Annotated in this window: 16 protein-coding genes; 2 read left to right on the forward strand and 14 right to left on the reverse strand. The window is 51.1% G+C overall.

Annotated elements, in window-relative coordinates; genetic code table 11:
* Positions 1 to 187: 187 nt before the first annotated feature.
* Positions 188 to 679 carry a hypothetical protein gene (locus EDM59_RS29635; protein ID WP_122926885.1) on the forward strand — a complete coding sequence of 164 codons (492 nt, stop codon included), beginning with the start codon at positions 188 to 190 and terminating at the stop codon, positions 677 to 679.
* Between the two features lie 57 nt (positions 680 to 736).
* Here EDM59_RS29635 and EDM59_RS29640 read toward each other — a convergent pair whose 3' ends face one another.
* A complete protein-coding gene (locus EDM59_RS29640) occupies positions 737 to 2,032 on the reverse strand; it encodes a class I SAM-dependent rRNA methyltransferase (protein ID WP_122926886.1) in 1,296 nt (431 codons plus the stop codon).
* 124 nt (positions 2,033 to 2,156) lie between these two features.
* Between EDM59_RS29640 and EDM59_RS29645 the strand changes: the two genes are divergently transcribed.
* Positions 2,157 to 3,107, forward strand: a complete 951-nt coding sequence (locus tag EDM59_RS29645; protein WP_122926887.1) for a Na/Pi cotransporter family protein — start codon at positions 2,157 to 2,159, stop codon at positions 3,105 to 3,107.
* Positions 3,108 to 3,119: 12 nt separating this feature from the next.
* Here EDM59_RS29645 and EDM59_RS29650 read toward each other — a convergent pair whose 3' ends face one another.
* The 13 genes from EDM59_RS29650 to lepA form a co-directional block, all read right to left on the reverse strand.
* The gene (locus EDM59_RS29650; RefSeq protein WP_122926888.1) at positions 3,120 to 3,785 is read right to left on the reverse strand and encodes an LrgB family protein; all 666 of its coding nucleotides are present in this window, start codon (positions 3,783 to 3,785) and stop codon (positions 3,120 to 3,122) included.
* Entirely contained in the window at positions 3,778 to 4,173 is a 396-nt protein-coding gene (locus tag EDM59_RS29655; RefSeq protein WP_122926889.1) for a CidA/LrgA family protein, read from the reverse strand. Before EDM59_RS29655 ends, EDM59_RS29650 begins: the two co-directional genes overlap by 8 nt.
* Positions 4,174 to 4,281: 108 nt before the next feature.
* The gene (deoC, locus tag EDM59_RS29660) at positions 4,282 to 4,947 is read right to left on the reverse strand and encodes a deoxyribose-phosphate aldolase (protein ID WP_122926890.1); all 666 of its coding nucleotides are present in this window, start codon (positions 4,945 to 4,947) and stop codon (positions 4,282 to 4,284) included.
* Between the two features lie 3 nt (positions 4,948 to 4,950).
* A complete protein-coding gene (locus EDM59_RS29665; protein ID WP_122926891.1) occupies positions 4,951 to 5,379 on the reverse strand; it encodes an NUDIX hydrolase in 429 nt (142 codons plus the stop codon).
* On the reverse strand, positions 5,376 to 6,734 hold the full coding sequence (gene mtaB, locus EDM59_RS29670) for a tRNA (N(6)-L-threonylcarbamoyladenosine(37)-C(2))-methylthiotransferase MtaB (protein WP_092269034.1): 1,359 nt from the start codon (positions 6,732 to 6,734) through the stop codon (positions 5,376 to 5,378). The genes EDM59_RS29665 and mtaB overlap by 4 nt, the downstream gene beginning before the upstream one ends.
* A 29-nt stretch (positions 6,735 to 6,763) precedes the next feature.
* Complete coding sequence (locus EDM59_RS29675) at positions 6,764 to 7,516, reverse strand: 16S rRNA (uracil(1498)-N(3))-methyltransferase (RefSeq protein WP_122926892.1); 753 nt, start codon at positions 7,514 to 7,516, stop codon at positions 6,764 to 6,766.
* An 18-nt stretch (positions 7,517 to 7,534) separates the two neighbouring features.
* Positions 7,535 to 8,476, reverse strand: coding sequence for a 50S ribosomal protein L11 methyltransferase (gene prmA / locus EDM59_RS29680; protein ID WP_122926893.1), 942 nt, complete (start codon positions 8,474 to 8,476; stop codon positions 7,535 to 7,537).
* Positions 8,477 to 8,539: 63 nt separating this feature from the next.
* The gene (gene dnaJ, locus EDM59_RS29685) at positions 8,540 to 9,667 is read right to left on the reverse strand and encodes a molecular chaperone DnaJ (protein ID WP_122926894.1); all 1,128 of its coding nucleotides are present in this window, start codon (positions 9,665 to 9,667) and stop codon (positions 8,540 to 8,542) included.
* Positions 9,668 to 9,820: 153 nt separating this feature from the next.
* Positions 9,821 to 11,653, reverse strand: a complete 1,833-nt coding sequence (dnaK, locus tag EDM59_RS29690) for a molecular chaperone DnaK (protein ID WP_122926895.1) — start codon at positions 11,651 to 11,653, stop codon at positions 9,821 to 9,823.
* Positions 11,654 to 11,702: 49 nt separating this feature from the next.
* Positions 11,703 to 12,296 (reverse strand): nucleotide exchange factor GrpE, encoded by a 594-nt coding sequence (gene grpE / locus EDM59_RS29695; protein ID WP_122926896.1) that lies wholly within the window; start codon positions 12,294 to 12,296, stop codon positions 11,703 to 11,705.
* Positions 12,297 to 13,325, reverse strand: a complete 1,029-nt coding sequence (gene hrcA, locus EDM59_RS29700; protein ID WP_122926897.1) for a heat-inducible transcriptional repressor HrcA — start codon at positions 13,323 to 13,325, stop codon at positions 12,297 to 12,299.
* Positions 13,326 to 13,472: 147 nt separating this feature from the next.
* The gene (gene hemW / locus EDM59_RS29705; protein ID WP_122926898.1) at positions 13,473 to 14,615 is read right to left on the reverse strand and encodes a radical SAM family heme chaperone HemW; all 1,143 of its coding nucleotides are present in this window, start codon (positions 14,613 to 14,615) and stop codon (positions 13,473 to 13,475) included.
* Positions 14,616 to 14,677: 62 nt separating this feature from the next.
* Positions 14,678 to 16,495 carry a translation elongation factor 4 gene (gene lepA, locus EDM59_RS29710; RefSeq protein WP_122926899.1) on the reverse strand — a complete coding sequence of 606 codons (1,818 nt, stop codon included), beginning with the start codon at positions 16,493 to 16,495 and terminating at the stop codon, positions 14,678 to 14,680.
* Positions 16,496 to 16,719 lie beyond the last annotated feature (224 nt).

A 16,719-nucleotide genomic window follows, 5' to 3' on the forward strand; every position in this document is an offset into this window, starting at 1 on the left:
CTACCCAGTATCTTTCTCTCCTATGCTATGCGAAAGCCCAGCATCTGTTCTTTATCACTGGGCCGAGCCCATCAATCAGCATACACAAACTGTTCTCCGATTTCAAGGGATTCACCCATGGACTTCATCCGTCATATCATAGCCAATAAACTTCCTGACATGGAGCTATTATGTTGGAGGGATGTCCATGAGAGACTATCTCGTCTACTGTACGTACTGCTCTTCTTATACGCTGTTGCACAGCTTTGACAAAGACAGTGGCTCGTTTTTAGGGGAATATTCCCTCCTGCACAACGATTACACGCGAAACAGTGTCGTGCTGAACAAATTCCTGCTCTCTCACCTCGGTCATACCATCCGCACGATTCCTTCCAAAACGGAAGACTATCGAAACATCATCTGTACGGCTTCCCATTTTCTAGAGGATGACATCGACAAGTACGTCGAAGAGAGCCAGGACCGAATGAAGTTCAGTGAGCGGAATCGGAAAAGCGAGCGGGAAATTGGTCAGGTACAGCTTTATCTCGTCGAGCATTTGCTCACCCACGAGCTGCAAATGATGACGCAAGCCCGAGCATCGACACCGGCAGAAGGACAAGTCATGCTGGGCAAGGAATTAGGTCTCAAGCAATCTCTGGAGGTACTGCGCAAAGTCCGCAGCGACAAGCAGTTCGCGTGAATACAGGAGGATATGGCAAAACCCCCGTTCGCGATGACGGGGGTTATTTTTCTTGCTCTATTTTCGATCGCGCACTTCAAAGATGGCAAACTTCAAGTAGTGCGCTTCATCGGCTCCGCTAATTTGCGGATGGTCTTTCCCTGCTCCACGCCACTCGATCAGGCGCAGAATTTTCTTCGCATCGATTGCGGCTTCCTGAATCGTATCAAGAAACAGCTCCGGCGACATATGATACGAGCAAGAAGCAGTCACCAGGAAGCCTCCCGGACGGACAAGCTTCAAGCCGTTCAGGTTGATGTCCTTGTATCCGCGGATGGCCCCTTTTACGGCACCCCGAGATTTGGCAAAGGCTGGCGGGTCAAGGATGACGACATCCCAGCTGCGTCCCGCTTCCACATTTTCACGCAGGTAATCAAACGCATTGGCTACCACAAAATCTACGCGATGCAAAAAGCCGTTCAAGGTGATGTTTCGCTTTGCTGTTTCAATCGCATGCTCGGAGATATCGAGTGCGGTTACCTTTTTAGCTCCATGCTTGCAAGCATTTAGTGTAAACGAGCCTGTGTGAGTGAAGCATTCCAGAACCTCTGCTCCGTCCCAAAACGGGTTTTTGATGGCTTTTCCCCGCTTGTCTACAGGCACGGTCTTCAGCTCTCCATCCACCTCAACCGACTGCAAGGAGATGCCATGCGACTCCCCCCACCCCTTCATCAAAGGCGCGATCGATGCGCGGTTTTCACGCTGATCGTAGAAAAACCCTGTCTTCTGGCCCTCGACGATATCTACGTAGTACTTGAGCCCATTTTCTTCGATCAGTACTTCCCGCGGGCATTCTCCGTACAGAACCCCTTTTCCTTGCTCCAGACCTTCCAGCTTGCGCACGGGCACGTCATTGCGCAAATAAATACCTTCCGGGGCAAAGACTTCTACCAGCGCATCACGGATCCATTCGATTCGCTGCTCCATCCCAAGAGACAGTACTTGCACGACCAGCACATCGTTATAACGATCGACAATCAAGCCCGGCAAAAAGTCGGCTTCGCCATAGATAACCCTGCAGGCACGCGGGTTGTCCACAAAGCGCGTGCGAAACTCTGCCGCTTGTCTAATTTTACGCAGGAAAAAATCGTAGTCGATCGCTTCATTTGGATCAAAGCTCAAGATGCGGACGATCATTTGAGATGCTGGATTGATGTAGCCTTTTGCAAGGAAATGACCTTTGTGATTGGTCACTTCCACAATTTCTCCTGGCACGACATCGCCCTGGATCTCCAAAACCTCCGATTGATAAATCCATGGGTGACCGGTTTCCAGCCGTTTTTTTCGATGCTGATTTAAAAGTACTTTTGCCACTGTTCTAGGGCCTCCTTGTCATGCTCGTCTCCGTACAGGCATAGCGTAGTAATATCTTGCAGAAATCTCCTTAAGGAACAAAAGGATCTGCGCATGTATGTCTAGGGAAGGAGGATTTTGCTTTGTGATCGTGTCCATCCTCGCCCCGTTCACTTTTGGGCTCAGTTTTTTTCTGTTCGGTATGTATGCCATGAGGACCGGGTTTCAAAATCTTGCAGGCAAAAAAATGGAGCAATGGATGGGACGCTTTACACGTACGCCTATCCACAGCTTTTGGATGGGGCTTTTATCCACGTTTGTCTTGCAAAGCTCCAGTGCAGTCACCGTGCTGACCATCGGCTTGACCAATGCAGGGATTATCCGCTTTAGACAAACCGTCGGCATCATCCTCGGCACCAATCTGGGTACGACTGTTACCACAGAGCTGATCGCACTCAAGCTGGAGTCGTTCGCCATACCCATGCTGCTCATTGGAGTCGCCCTCTGGCTCATGCCTCGGCGCAACATCCGCTGCACGGGACTTGTCGTCGCAGGGTTTGGGCTGATTTTTCTCGGGATCGATACCTTGAAGCTCATGGCTGCCCCTCTGGAGCAATCGGAAACCTTTCGCTCCCTGTTTCTGGAGAGCAGCCATTCAATTGGGGTAGGTCTATTGACCGGGATCATTTTTACCGGGTTGATCCACAGCGGCTCGGCTACAACGGTCATCACGATGGGGCTGCTCAGCCACAACATCTTGTCGATGGAGACAGCCATCGCGATCGTGCTTGGCGCCAACATTGGCACCTGCTTTACCGCCATTATCGCCAGCATTGGAACCAATACAGCCTCGAAGCAAGTAGCGTGGTGCCATACCTTGTTCAACGTCGCCGGTGCTCTTGCCTTTCTGCCTATTCTTCCTCAGCTTTCCCTGGTCAGCGCCTTTTTAACGTCCAACCCTTCTATGCAAATCGCCCATTCTCAAACCATTTTCAATCTGGTTTGCTCGCTCGTCGCGCTGCCTTTTACCAGCCAGATCGCCAGCTTTATTCAGTGGCTGATTCCGGACAAGCGAATCCCGATCAAACGCTCCTGATCCAGCAGCGTTTCAAAAGGAGAATGGGATCAAATAGATCGAGGTGATGACTCCCGCTACAATCATCGCCACACTGGACGCCGCGGTTTGAACGGGAGAGATCCGATTCAGACTGGCCGTTCCAATGGCGTGGGCACTCGTTCCTACTGCGATTCCAATCGCCCAGTCATCCCGGATGCCTCCCCATTTGAGGACAGGTCGGGCAACGAGAACGCCAATCATCCCGGTCAGTGCCGTGAAGAAGGCAGCCAATGCAGGTACGCCGCCAACTGAGCGTGCCAGCTCCAAAGCGATCGGCGTAGTCACTGACTTGCTCAGCATACTTTTCAAAAGGACATCATCGGAGCCTAGGCACCAGTGTATAACGTACACGGTGAGTATCGCAACTGCACAGCCGATGGCCACACCCAACAAGACACCTTTCCAGATATGGGCGAACTCTCTGATTTGTTTGGCTAACGGTACAGCGAGTGCCACCGTAGCCGGGCCGAGCCAAAAGGAGATCCATTGACCTCCTGCCGAGAATGCCTCCCAGTCGCCGCTCACAAGCCACCACAAAAGCCAAACGAGCACGACCGCTACAATAAGGGGCTGTAAGCGCGGGAAGCGAGCACTGATCGAGGCAGCTCCTCTGTAGCCGACGAGCGTCACCACAATGGCAGATAGCTGACTAAGCATCCAGAGCCCTCCCTTCGTGCTGAACGGAAGGCTCTTCTTTGTGCTTGTGTCTGCTCAAGTACCATTGGACGACGCGACCAGTGACCAGCATAACGATCACTGGTCCTAGTACCAAAGACAGTAGGATCGTCCACGGATCTTTTGCGATTCCGCTCATATAAGACGCAACTCCCACAATAATAGGCACAAAGAACAACATCATGTGCCGTACTAAAAAGACACTCGCTCGCTCCACCCAGTCCATTCGAATCCAGCCCATGCATAAACACAAGGTCAACAGAAGCATGCCAATCAGATTTCCTGGCATCGGTATGTGCAGCCATTTGCTCGCCAAGGTCCCTACTCCGTAAAAGGCAAGCAAGATCAAAATTCCAGAAACGAGCTTCATCCCTGCTAACCCCTCTCCCCCAATTTTCACCTATAGGTGCTTCTCTTTTTCTAAGTTTGACGATGAAGAAAAAGCCCGGCCTTTCCTTGGCCAGGCTTTACTCTGCTCCTAGTATCCGTTTCCTGTCGTTTTTGCGCCTGTCACGATCGCTACGCCAGAGCTGGTGCCGATCCGGCTCGCTCCTGCTGCGATCATCGCTTGTGCCGCTTCTCCGTCGCGGACGCCGCCAGAAGCCTTTACCCCAATGTCAGGTCCTACTGTCTTACGCATCAAGGCGATGTCTTCCACCGTTGCCCCACCTGGTCCAAAGCCAGTGGAAGTTTTGACGTAGTCTGCTCCTGCTTCCACAGAAAGCTTGCAAGCCGTTTCCTTTTCGGCATCCGTCAATTGGCCCGTTTCCAGAATAACCTTGAGCAGAACGGAACCCGCTGCTTGTTTCACAGCCGCAATATCTTGCTTCACTGCATCCAGATCTCCGGATTTCAGCGCGCCTACATTCAGAACCATATCTACCTCAGTTGCGCCATTGGCGATTGCATCGCGCGTTTCCGCCGCTTTGATCTCTGTTGTATTTACACCCAGAGGGAAACCGATTACCGTGCAGACTTTTACGTCTGTACCTGCCAGCAGTTCTGCACAACGCTTTACCCAGTAAGGATTGACGCAAACGGAAGCAAAGTCGTGTTCCTTTGCTTCTGCACACAGTTTGTCGATCATCGCTGCGGTGGCTTCCGGTTTTAACAAGGTATGGTCGATATATTTATTGATATTCATAGGCTACACCTCTATCCCTAATTGTTCAAAAGCCAGGAGGAACACTTTGTCGTTGTTTCGATAGCCGCGAGCCTGCTGGAGCGCCCACGCCTCTGCAGCCGGATGCCAATGAACGTCATTGATCTCTTCCAGCTGCACCGTGATCTCTGTATTGTAAGCTTCAACCAAATAGTAGTGGACTTCTTTGTCGACGGCTTCTCCCGTCACCGGATGGTGGTATACATACGTAATCATATCCAGCCTTCCACCAAGACGCCCTGCTACACCGGTCTCTTCCAGCACTTCACGCAAAGCGGTTTCTTCGATGGTCTCCCCGATTTCCTGCTTCCCTTTTGCCAGCGTTACCTTCCCATAGCGATCCTCAATCAAGAGAAGCATGTATTCTCCGTCTTGCTCGCGGTAAACAACGCCTCCTGCCGAGATCTCTTTCATATGGCTCGCTCCTTCAAGAGGGGCAGATGTTCGTTTTCCAAGACGCGCACGAGTGTCCCTTTGCAATATTCAGAGCCTGGTTCGTCCAGACGGACTTTGCAAATTTTGCCGATCATGCTCTCGTCACCGGGGAACACGACGTTCAGATAGTTGTCGGAGTACCCCATCAAAAGCCCGCTCTCTGGAGCTTCTTTGTAAGGGCGCTCTGGAATGACTTCCAGAACATCGCCAACGAATTTCGAAGAGTATTCCATAGTCAGCTGTTGATTCAGCTCGAGCAGCTTCGTCACGCGCTCGTGCTTCACTTCTTCCGGAATCTGATCCGTCATGCGGGCAGCAGGTGTACCTGTGCGCATCGAGTACGGGAACACGTGCAGCTCGGCGAACCCGATTTTTTTGATGAATTCATAGCCGTTCATGAACTGCTCTTCCGTTTCGCCCGGGAAGCCTACGATGACGTCTGTCGTGATCGCTGCGCCTGGCAGAGCTTCACGCACTTTCACCATTCTTTCGTAAAACTCAGCTGTCGTGTACTTGCGGCGCATGCGCTTCAGTACCTCATCATCCCCTGCTTGCAGCGGTACATGCAGATGGCGGACGACACGGTCTGAATTGTTGATGACTTCGATCACTTCATCCGTGATTTGGCTAGCTTCGATCGAGCTGATCCGAATGCGCTTCAGCCCTTCGACTTGGTGCAGGTCAACCAGCAGCTTCGCCAGGTTGTAATCTTCCAAATCCTCGCCGTAACCGCCGGTATGAATACCCGTCAGCACGATTTCCAGATACCCTGCATCCACCAGCTTTTGAGCTTGTTCAACCACGCTCTCCGGTTTGCGGGAGCGCATCAAGCCACGCGCCCATGGAATAATGCAGAAGGTGCAGAAGTTGTTGCAGCCCTCCTGAATTTTCAAGGATGCGCGCGTGCGGTCTGTGAAGTTCGGTACATCCAGCTCCTCAAATTCACGAGCCTTCATGATGTTTCCAACTGCATTAATCGGCTGGCGCTCCACTTTGATCTGGTTCACATACTCAATCAGCTTCTCGCGTCCTTGCGTCCCTACGACGATATCCACCCCAGGAATTTGCGCAATTTCGCTCGGAGAGGTTTGTGCATAGCAACCCGTAACGGCGACGATTGCTTCCGGATTGCGGCGAATCGCCCGGCGAATGACCTGACGGCTCTTTTTATCACCTGTATTGGTAACCGTACATGTATTGATGACATACACATCCGCGTCGTCCTGTTCGAAGTCGACGCGTTCATAGCCCTCTGTTTTGAATAGCTGCCAGATAGCCTCTGTTTCATAGCTGTTCACTTTGCAGCCCAATGTATGAAAAGCAACGGTAGACATTGCGATTCCTCCTTTCTTCCTTGTCAAACTTAGCGTGATGATGGAGTCATCCGTTCAAACTGATAAGAAGCACAGGCCAGCACATACTGACTCGCTGTTTCCGTTCGCAAAATGCGTGGACCGAGTGAGACAGAAAGAAAGCCCTTAGCTTCGGCTTGAGCGACTTCATCGGGGGTGAAGCCCCCTTCAGGTCCAATCAAGACGAGCAAAGACTCATCTGCAGTCATCTCGGTCAGCACCTGATGCATCGTCGTACCGCCTTCTTTTTCATAGGCAATCGCACAACGAGTATACTGCTCGCCAGCTTTGAGCGCCTCCCGAAACGATACGGGTGCCAAAAGCTCGGGAAGCACATCGCGATGAGACTGCTCCGCCGCTTCCTTCACAATCTTTCGCCAGCGCTCCAGCTTCTTCGCCTCTTTTTTGGCATCGAGCTTGACGATGGTGCGCTCTGAGGAAAACGGGAAAAAGGAGTACGCCCCCAGTTCCGTCCCTTTTTGCAGGATCCACTCCATCTTTTCGCCTTTGGGCAGCCCTTGGCCAATCGTTACGCGAATCGGCAATTCACGCTGCTCGTTCAATAACTCCACTATAGTTGCTCTGACCTCTTTTGCAGACAGCGAGACAAGCTTGGCCACCGCAGATCTGCCCGCTCCGTCAGAGACGAATATTTTTTCGCCTTCTTTTGACCGCATCACGTTTACGATATGGTGGACGTCGTCTCCGACAATCGTTACCTCATCTTCGTGAAAGTGATCGGGCAGGGCAAAATATCGTTGCATCTCGCCAACCTCACTATTCTATCTTTTTTTTGACACAATTGCTACCCAGTCGTCGATCATAATGGTTTCCACAACCACCAGTCCGGAATCAGCCAAAGCCTTCTTCACGTCTGCTTCGCGAGCCTGGATAATCCCTGATGCAATGAAAACGCCCTCTGGCTTCAGAACGCGATATACGTCGTCGGTGAAGCGTACGATGACCTCCGCCAAAATATTGGCAACGACCACATCCACTGGCTCTTCTATGCCGTCTAGCAAATTGTTTTGGCGGACAGTAATTTTTTCATGTACGCCGTTCAGCTCTGTATTCGCCTGTGCCGAGCGAACCGCTACCTCATCCAGGTCCATCGCCAGTACATGCTCGGCACCAAGCTTGATGGCAGCAATGCTCAAAATCGCAGTGCCTGTCCCAACATCATAGAGACGGTCTCCTTCATCTACGTACTTCTCTACCGCACGCAAACACAGAATGGTCGTCGGATGTGTGCCTGTTCCAAAGGCCATCCCCGGATCCATCTCAATGATAATCTCTTTGTCATGTCTAGGCTCGTACTCTTCCCATACAGGCTTGATCGTCATCCGATCGGTTACATGCACAGGCTTGTAATACTTTTTCCAGGCGTGGGCCCACTCGTCTTCGTGCACATCGTTTACAGCGATGTTCGCCTTACCGATGTCCAAACCGTACTCGGTCAACTGTGCGAGCTGCTCCTTCAATTCTTCCACAACATCAAACAGCTCACTACTATCAACCGGCAAGTATGCTTTGACGAATACGCCCTCGGCCGGAAAATCATCCGGGGAAAGCTGGTAGATTTCACCAAACGGCGTATCCCACTCACGATATAGTACTTCAGGGTCTTCAATTACGACACCATTTGCACCCATCTCGTACAGAATACTCGAAACCGCCTCTGTAGCTTCTGCTGTTGTATGGATACTGATTTCTGACCATTTCACGAATCTACCACTCCCCACGTATGCTCCCTAATAATGCTGTGTAAAAGCGGACAACCGCGGCAGTTACTCGCCGCGGAATGCCCGTTTCATTTTTTCAAAAAAGCCTTCGTCTTCGCCGCCATGCTGTCCTGGCTTTTCACCCGACAGCTCAGCCAGCTCCCGCAAGAGCTCTTTTTGCTTGTCGCTCAGCTTGGTTGGAGTAATCACGCGCACTTTGACGTGCTGATCTCCACGACCGTTGCCTCGCAAATGCGGAACACCTTTCCCCCGCAGGCGGAAAAATGTCTCGGTTTGTGTACCTGATGGAATCTTCAGCTTCACGCGGCCATCTACAGTCGGCACCTCAATCTCGTCACCCAAAGCAGCTTGGGCGTAAGTGAGTGGAACCTCACAGTAGATATCATTTCCTTCCCGCTCGAAAAACTCATGGCTCTTCACGCGCAAGACAACGTACAGATCTCCTGGAGGGCCGCCGTTCATACCCGGTTCGCCTTCGCCCGTCACGCGCAGCTGCGCACCGTCATCCACACCCGCTGGGATGTTGAGATGAATTTTGCGACGTACCTTCACGCGGCCGCTTCCACGGCAGGACGAGCATTTTTCTTTGAAGACTTTCCCTTTTCCTTCGCAAGTTGCACAAGTGCGGCGGTTGGCAATCCGGCCAAATGGTGTGTTCGTGACCACTTCCTGCTGCCCCGTACCGCTACATGTTTTACACGTCTCGACTCCGGTACCTGGCTTGGCACCTGAACCATGGCATGTATCACACTCTGCTTCCTTGGGAATTTCCACGTCTGTTTCTTTCCCAAAGATCGCATCCAAAAAATCGATGCTCAGACCAAATTGAAGGTCGGAGCCTTTGCGAGGTGCATTCGGATTTGCCCGTCTGCCTCCACCGCCGAAAAACATATCAAAGATGTCACCAAAGCCGCCCATGCCGGAACCGTCAAATCCACCGCCGCCAAAGCCCTGATTTGGATCCTGATGCCCAAAGCGGTCGTACTGCGCACGCTTTTGCGGCTCAGACAAGACATCATACGCTTCTTTTACTTCTTTAAACTTCTCTTCCGCATCCGCGGCTTTATTTACATCCGGGTGATACTGGCGCGCCAGTTTGCGGTACGCTTTTTTGATTTCATCTGCGTCCGCGCCCTTGCCGACTCCCAGCACCTCATAGTAATCGCGTTTCATCTCCTAAAATCACTCCCATGACAGTCAACTGTTATCATAGCATGTGACAGACTTGAAAAAAAGTCAAAGTCAGCATTCCGTGACTTTGACTTTCATGGGTCACATCGCGGGGAGGCAAGGGGGGAAAATCCCCCCTGCCAAGCTCCAACGTGATTACTTTTTATCGTCTACCACTTCGTAGTCTGCATCAACCACGTTATCTTTCTTTGGCTCTGCGCTACCTTCTGCTCCGCCTTGTGCAGCTTGTGCAGCCTGAGCCGCTTGCTCATACAGCTTCACAGAGATTTGTTGAACGATCTCGGACAGTTCGTCTTTCGCTGCCTTGATCTCGTCGATGTTGGTACCTTCGAGCGCTTTTTTCACTTTGTCTTTCGCAGCATTTGCACGGTCGATTTCCGCTTGGTCCACTTTACCTTCAACCTCTTTTAGGGTCTTCTCGGTTGTAAACACGAGCTGGTCAGCTTCGTTGCGGACTTCTACTTGCTCTTTGCGCTGTTTGTCAGCTTCTGCGTTCAGTTCCGCTTCTTTTACCATGCGGTCGATCTCTTCATCGGACAGACCGGAGCTCGCCGTAATCGTGATGCGCTGCTCTTTACCGGTACCCAGATCTTTCGCACGAACGTTTACGATACCGTTCGCATCGATGTCGAAGGATACTTCGATTTGTGGCACGCCGCGTGGTGCTGGCGGGATGTCGTTCAGGTTGAAGCGACCCAGAGTTTTGTTGTCTGCAGCCATTTGACGCTCCCCTTGCAGTACGTGAATTTCCACGCCTGGCTGGTTGTCAGCTGCAGTAGAGAACACTTGGGATTTGCTTGTTGGGATGGTTGTATTGCGATCGATCAGCTTGGTAAATACGCCACCCAAGGTTTCGATACCCAGAGACAATGGCGTTACGTCGAGCAGTACAACGTCTTTCACATCGCCAGTGAGTACGCCCGCTTGAACAGCAGCACCCAGTGCTACTACTTCATCAGGGTTTACACCTTTGTGTGGCTCTTTGCCTGTGAATTTTTTGATCGCTTCTTGTACAGCCGGGATCCGTGTAGAACCACCGACGAGGATTACTTTGTCGATTTCGTTCGGAGTCAGTCCTGCATCGTTCAGCGCTTGACGAGTTGGACCCATCGTACGCTCTACGAGGCTTGCGGACAGCTCTTCGAATTTTGCACGTGTCAGGTTCATCTCCAAGTGTTTTGGACCAGTCGCATCTGCTGTGATAAATGGCAGCGAGATGGTAGTAGTCAATACGCCAGAGAGGTCTTTTTTCGCTTTCTCAGCAGCATCTTTCAAACGCTGTTGAGCCATGCGGTCTTTGGACAGGTCGATGCCGTGTTCTTTTTTGAACTCGCTCACCAGGTGATCGATTACGACTTGGTCGAAGTCATCCCCACCCAGTTTGTTGTCACCGGAGGTCGCTTTTACTTCAAAGAAGCCTTCGGACAGCTCAAGGATCGATACGTCAAATGTACCGCCGCCCAAGTCAAATACGAGCACCGTTTGATCTTCGGACTTTTCCATACCGTATGCAAGTGCTGCAGCCGTTGGTTCGTTTACGATACGCAGAACTTCCAGACCTGCGATTTTACCAGCGTCTTTTGTTGCTTGACGTTGGCTGTCATTGAAGTAAGCAGGAACCGTAATAACTGCCTGCGTCACAGATTCACCCAGATACGCTTCTGCGTCAGATTTCAGCTTTTGCAGGATCATCGCAGAGATCTGTTGAGGGGTGTACTCATTGCCTTCGAGGGTTTCTTTATGAGCAGTACCCATGTGGCGCTTGATGGAAATTACGGTGTTGTCAGGGTTGGTAATCGCTTGACGTTTCGCTGCTTCCCCTACGATTTTCTCGCCATTTTTGAACGCAACAACAGATGGAGTGGTGCGGTTGCCTTCTGGGTTTGGGATAACGACTGGCTCTCCGCCTTCCATTACTGCTACACAAGAGTTGGTGGTTCCAAGGTCAATACCAATTACGCGACTCATACTATATGTCCTCCTAACGCTTCACTGTCTATTTAATAAGAAATGGATCTTACTCGTTTACTTTGACCATCGCCGGACGAACGACGCGATCTTTGAACATGTATCCTTTTTGCAGCTCTTCTACAACCACACCGGAATCAAACTCTGGATCCTGGGTTTGCATGACAGCCTGATGCACATGCGGATCAAAAGGCTGACCTTTTGCGGCAATCGCAGCCAGGCCTTCTTTTTCAAAGACTTGCACCATTTGGCGATGTACCATGTCGACACCCGTCAGCAAGGATTCCAGTGTCATCGAGTCCTTGTCAGCTGCCAGGGCACGCTCGAAGTTATCCAGAATAGGCAGCAGCTCTTCCACGATTTTTTGGGAAGCATACTTAGCCAAGTCTTCCTGCTCCTTGCGAACACGTCTTCTGAGGTTATCCATGTCAGCCATAGCACGAAGCATCCGGTTTTGATGCTCTTCTGCTTGAGCCTTCCAATGGGCAGCTTCCTGTTCCCAGTTCACTTCTGCCGATTCCTGTTGATCTGCAGCTTCTGCTTGTTCTTCAGCAATCGGGTCTTGCGTCATTTTTTCTTCGCTCAACGTCGATACCTCCTGCGGCCAAGCTCCGGCTAGTAGAGCAGGAGCCTTTCCATCCATTTATTTCTCAAACTGCGAAGTCAGCATGCGCGATAAGCCTTCTGCCAAATAGTTCAGGACAGTAATGACTCTGCCGTATTCCATTCGCGTCGGGCCAAGTATCCCTACCATCCCTACAGGCTTGCCGCCCAAAGAATAGGAGGTAGTAATGATACTGCATTGCTTGATCGCGTCTAGCTGGTTTTCCTGGCCGATGCGTACCGTGAGTCCATCTGCCGGCATTCCGAACAGGTGAAGGAGCTGATCATTGCGCTCTAAGAGCTCCAAAATGTCCTTGACCTTGTCTACATCACGGAATTCCGGCTGGTTCATGATCTTGGTCGCACCGCGTAAGTATACTCGATCCTCTTCAGGCTGAATCAGCGATTGGTCGAGGAGATTCAGCATTTCTTCATACTGCTCCGCATGGCGGCGCATCTCTCCCGAAATCTCTTGATACAAGCGTTGACGCAGCTGCCATAGCGGAACATCGGAAAGCTTGCTGTTCAGCAGATTGACGAGGCGCTCGATCTCGGTCGCCCCAATTCCCTCTGGCAATTCAATCAGCTTGTTTTCCACACGACCGGTATGGGTGACCACGATGGCCACAGCCTCTTTGTCATTGAGAGAAACGATTTGTATATGTTTTAACCGATGCTCAAAAATCTCGGGTCCGAGAACGACGGCTGTATAGTTCGTCAACTGGGAGAGAATTTGAGCGGTGTACTCTACTACTTGTTCAGCATGTAGAATACGCTCGGCAAACAACTGTTTCAGTTTACCCAATTCACCCTCATCCAAAAGATGGGGCTGGATCAGGTTATCGACGTAAAAACGGTAGCCCTTTGTAGAAGGTACGCGTCCTGCCGATGTATGTGGCTGTTCGAGATACCCCAGCTCCTCCAAATCGGACATCTCATTGCGGATCGTAGCCGAAGAAAATCCGATGTCCTCCCGTTTGGAAATCGTGCGGGAGCCAACAGGTTCGGCTGAATGAATGTAATTATCGACGATCGCATTCAGAATCAATTGTTGACGGTCAGATAACATAAATGTCTCTCGCCTCCCTGTTGTTAGCACTCATCTCGATCGAGTGCTAATTCTACTTACTAAGGTATCAATAGTAGAAGGATTTGTCAACGGACTTCGTGTGTTCCCGTGCGAAAATCGCATATCCATTCGCCTGCAGGTATGGGCTTATCGCAAAAAACGAGCAAAGACTTCGTTGCCGAGCGGCAGTCCTTTTTTTGTCAGACGCAGATGCCCATGTTCCTCTTCCAGCATGCCTTTGGCAATCTCTTCTTCTATTATGTTCCCAAAGACTTCCCGAACAGATACGCCAAACCGCTCTGAGAATCGCTCAAGACCGACGCCTTCTCGCAAACGAAGACCTAGGATCATCTGCTCCTCCATCGCGTCCTCGCGAGGAACCGGGAATTGCTCGACACGCGGCAAGCCACTCTTGCTCATTTGCATGTAGACCGCGAGCGGTCCGGCATTTACATGTCTTTCCCCGTTCACATAGCCGTGGGCACCCGCTCCCAAACCATAGTATTCGTCATTGAGCCAATAGGTTTTATTATGTTTGCTTTCAAAGCCTTTTTTGGCAAAATTGCTGATTTCGTACTGCTCGTAGCCGTGCTTCTCCATTTCCTCGATCAAAAGCATGTACATGGCAAGCTCCGTATCTTCCGAAGGCAGCGGCAGCTGATCCTTTTGGTACAAGGTATGGAAGAGGGTATTCTCCTCTACCTTTAAGCTGTAGGCCGAAAAATGCGTAGTTCCGAGCGCAAATGCCTGGCGCAGCGTATCCCGAAAAATGTCCATCGTCTGATCAGGCAAGCCGAACATCAAGTCAATCGTGACGTTATCGAAGCCGACCTTTCGTGCATTTTCAATACTGCGATACACATCATTCGTGTCATGGATCCGGCCGAGCCGCTTGAGCAGGGCATTGTCAAACGATTGCACACCAAAGCTCAGGCGATTCACTCCGAGCTCTCGCATAATCGCCAGCTTTTCTACATCTGTCGTCCCTGGATTGGCTTCCATCGTAAACTCGATATCATCCGCCCAATACTTACCGAGGTTATCGCGAACGCTCTCCAAAAACTGACGCATCTGGGCGTGATCGAGGAAAGTCGGTGTCCCTCCGCCTACGAAGATCGTTTTGACCCGCTCAGGCGGTTTGCTGGCAAAGGTCAGCTCCATCTCCTTTTTCAAGGCATCGAGATAGTCCCAGACCAGCTGGGGATTGTTCGTCACAAACGAGTTGAAATCACAATAAAAGCATTTATTGGTACAAAAGGGAATGTGGATGTAAACCGATTGCGGCAGCATGTCCCTTCCCCTCCTTTTTTCCTGAATACAAGAATGGAAAAGACCTGACACCAAGGTCAGGCCTACTTCTTATCATCCATGCGCAGAACGGCCATGAAAGCCTCTTGTGGCACCTCGACGGAACCGACCGATTTCATGCGCTTCTTTCCTTCTTTTTGTTTCTCGAGGAGCTTGCGTTTCCGCGAGATGTCCCCGCCGTAGCACTTCGCCAATACGTTTTTACGCAGGGCGCTGATCGTTTCGCGTGCTACTACTTTTTGACCGATTGTCGCCTGGATCGGCACCTCGAATTGCTGGCGAGGAATCAGTTCCTTCAGCTTTTCGCAGATGACTTTTCCACGCGCGTACGCCGTATCCTTGTGCACGATAAACGACAGGGCATCCACCATTTCGCTGTTCAACAGAATGTCCATTTTCACCAGCTTGGATGGTTTGTAGCCTGCCAGCTCGTAGTCGAACGAAGCGTAACCGCGAGTACTAGACTTCAGCAGATCGAAAAAGTCGTATACGATCTCAGACAGAGGCATATCGTATTTGAGCTGCACACGATTTTCCCCCATGTACTGCATGTCGAGAAAATCGCCGCGCTTGCCTTGGCACAGCTGCATCACGTCACCTACATATTCTTTCGGCACCATGACGGTGGAGAGAACATACGGCTCTTCGATGGTCTCGATCTTTTGCGCTTCCGGCATTTTCGACGGGTTGTCAATCTCGAATACTTCCCCGTTCGTTTTGGTAATGCGGTAAATCACGCTCGGTGCGGTTGTGATCAGATTGATATTGAATTCGCGCTCAATGCGCTCCTGAATGATTTCCATGTGCAGAAGTCCGAGGAATCCACAGCGGAAACCAAAACCAAGCGCTTGAGACGTCTCTGGCTCGAATTGCAGGGACGCATCGTTCAGCTGCAATTTTTCCAAGGCTTCCCGAAGGTCGTTGTACTCATTCGTCTCAATCGGGTACAGACCACAGAATACCATCGGGTTGATCTTGCGGTAACCAGGCAAAGGCTCAGCAGCAGGACGGCTCGCATCTGTGATGGTATCCCCCACGCGCGTATCTCCCACGGTTTTAATGGAAGCAGCCACGTAGCCTACATCCCCAACGGTCAGCTCTTCTACCTGCGTCTGGCGAGGTGTCGACGTACCGATCTCGGTTACCTCGAACGACTTGCCAGTTGCCATCATCTTGATCTTCATGCCTTTTTTCAGTGTACCGTTAAGCACACGGATCGAGGCAATAACACCACGATAAGCATCGAAGTAAGAGTCAAAAATCAGGGCTTGCAACGGAGCGTCTGGATCTCCCTCTGGCGCCGGCACTTTTTGCACCACAGCTTCGAGCACTTCCTTGATCCCGATGCCCGCTTTCGCCGAAGTCAGAACGGCATCACTCGCATCCAAACCAATGACGTCCTCGACCTCTTGCTTCACGCGTTCAGGCTCTGCGCTTGGCAAATCGATCTTGTTAATAACCGGGATGATCTCCAGATTGCTGTCCAACGCCAAATAGACGTTTGCGAGAGTCTGTGCTTCGATCCCTTGCGCGGCATCGACGACCAGAATCGCCCCTTCACAAGCAGCCAGGCTGCGAGAAACCTCGTACGTAAAGTCTACGTGTCCAGGGGTGTCGATCAGGTGGAGAATATATTCCTCTCCGTCTTCCGCTTTATAGTTCAAACGCACGGCATTCAGCTTGATTGTAATCCCGCGCTCTTTTTCCAGCTCCATTGTGTCCAGAAACTGGGCTTCCATCTCACGCGCTGACAAAGCACCGGTCAATTCCAAGATCCGGTCAGCCAGCGTAGACTTTCCATGGTCAATGTGGGCGATGATGGAAAAATTTCGAATCCTCTTTTGTCTTTCACGGCGATCCATGTGTTGTTCGTTCCCTCCCACGCGAATCCATTCACTCGCTGACGGATTGCGGTCGCAAAAAATACACTAACGTTTATTATATCAAACGCATGACTTCCCGTGCAACCAAAGAGAAACAGGCACTCGCCGCTTTTTCGCGCAACGGATCACCTCGCTTAGGTTTTCTTTAGAAAACTCGGCCGCGCCAAGCCTTTTGGCGCAGTCTTAGTTGCACTGATATGAAC

Source organism: Brevibacillus nitrificans, from assembly GCF_003710965.1.
Classification (GTDB): Bacteria; Bacillota; Bacilli; order Brevibacillales; family Brevibacillaceae; genus Brevibacillus; species Brevibacillus centrosporus.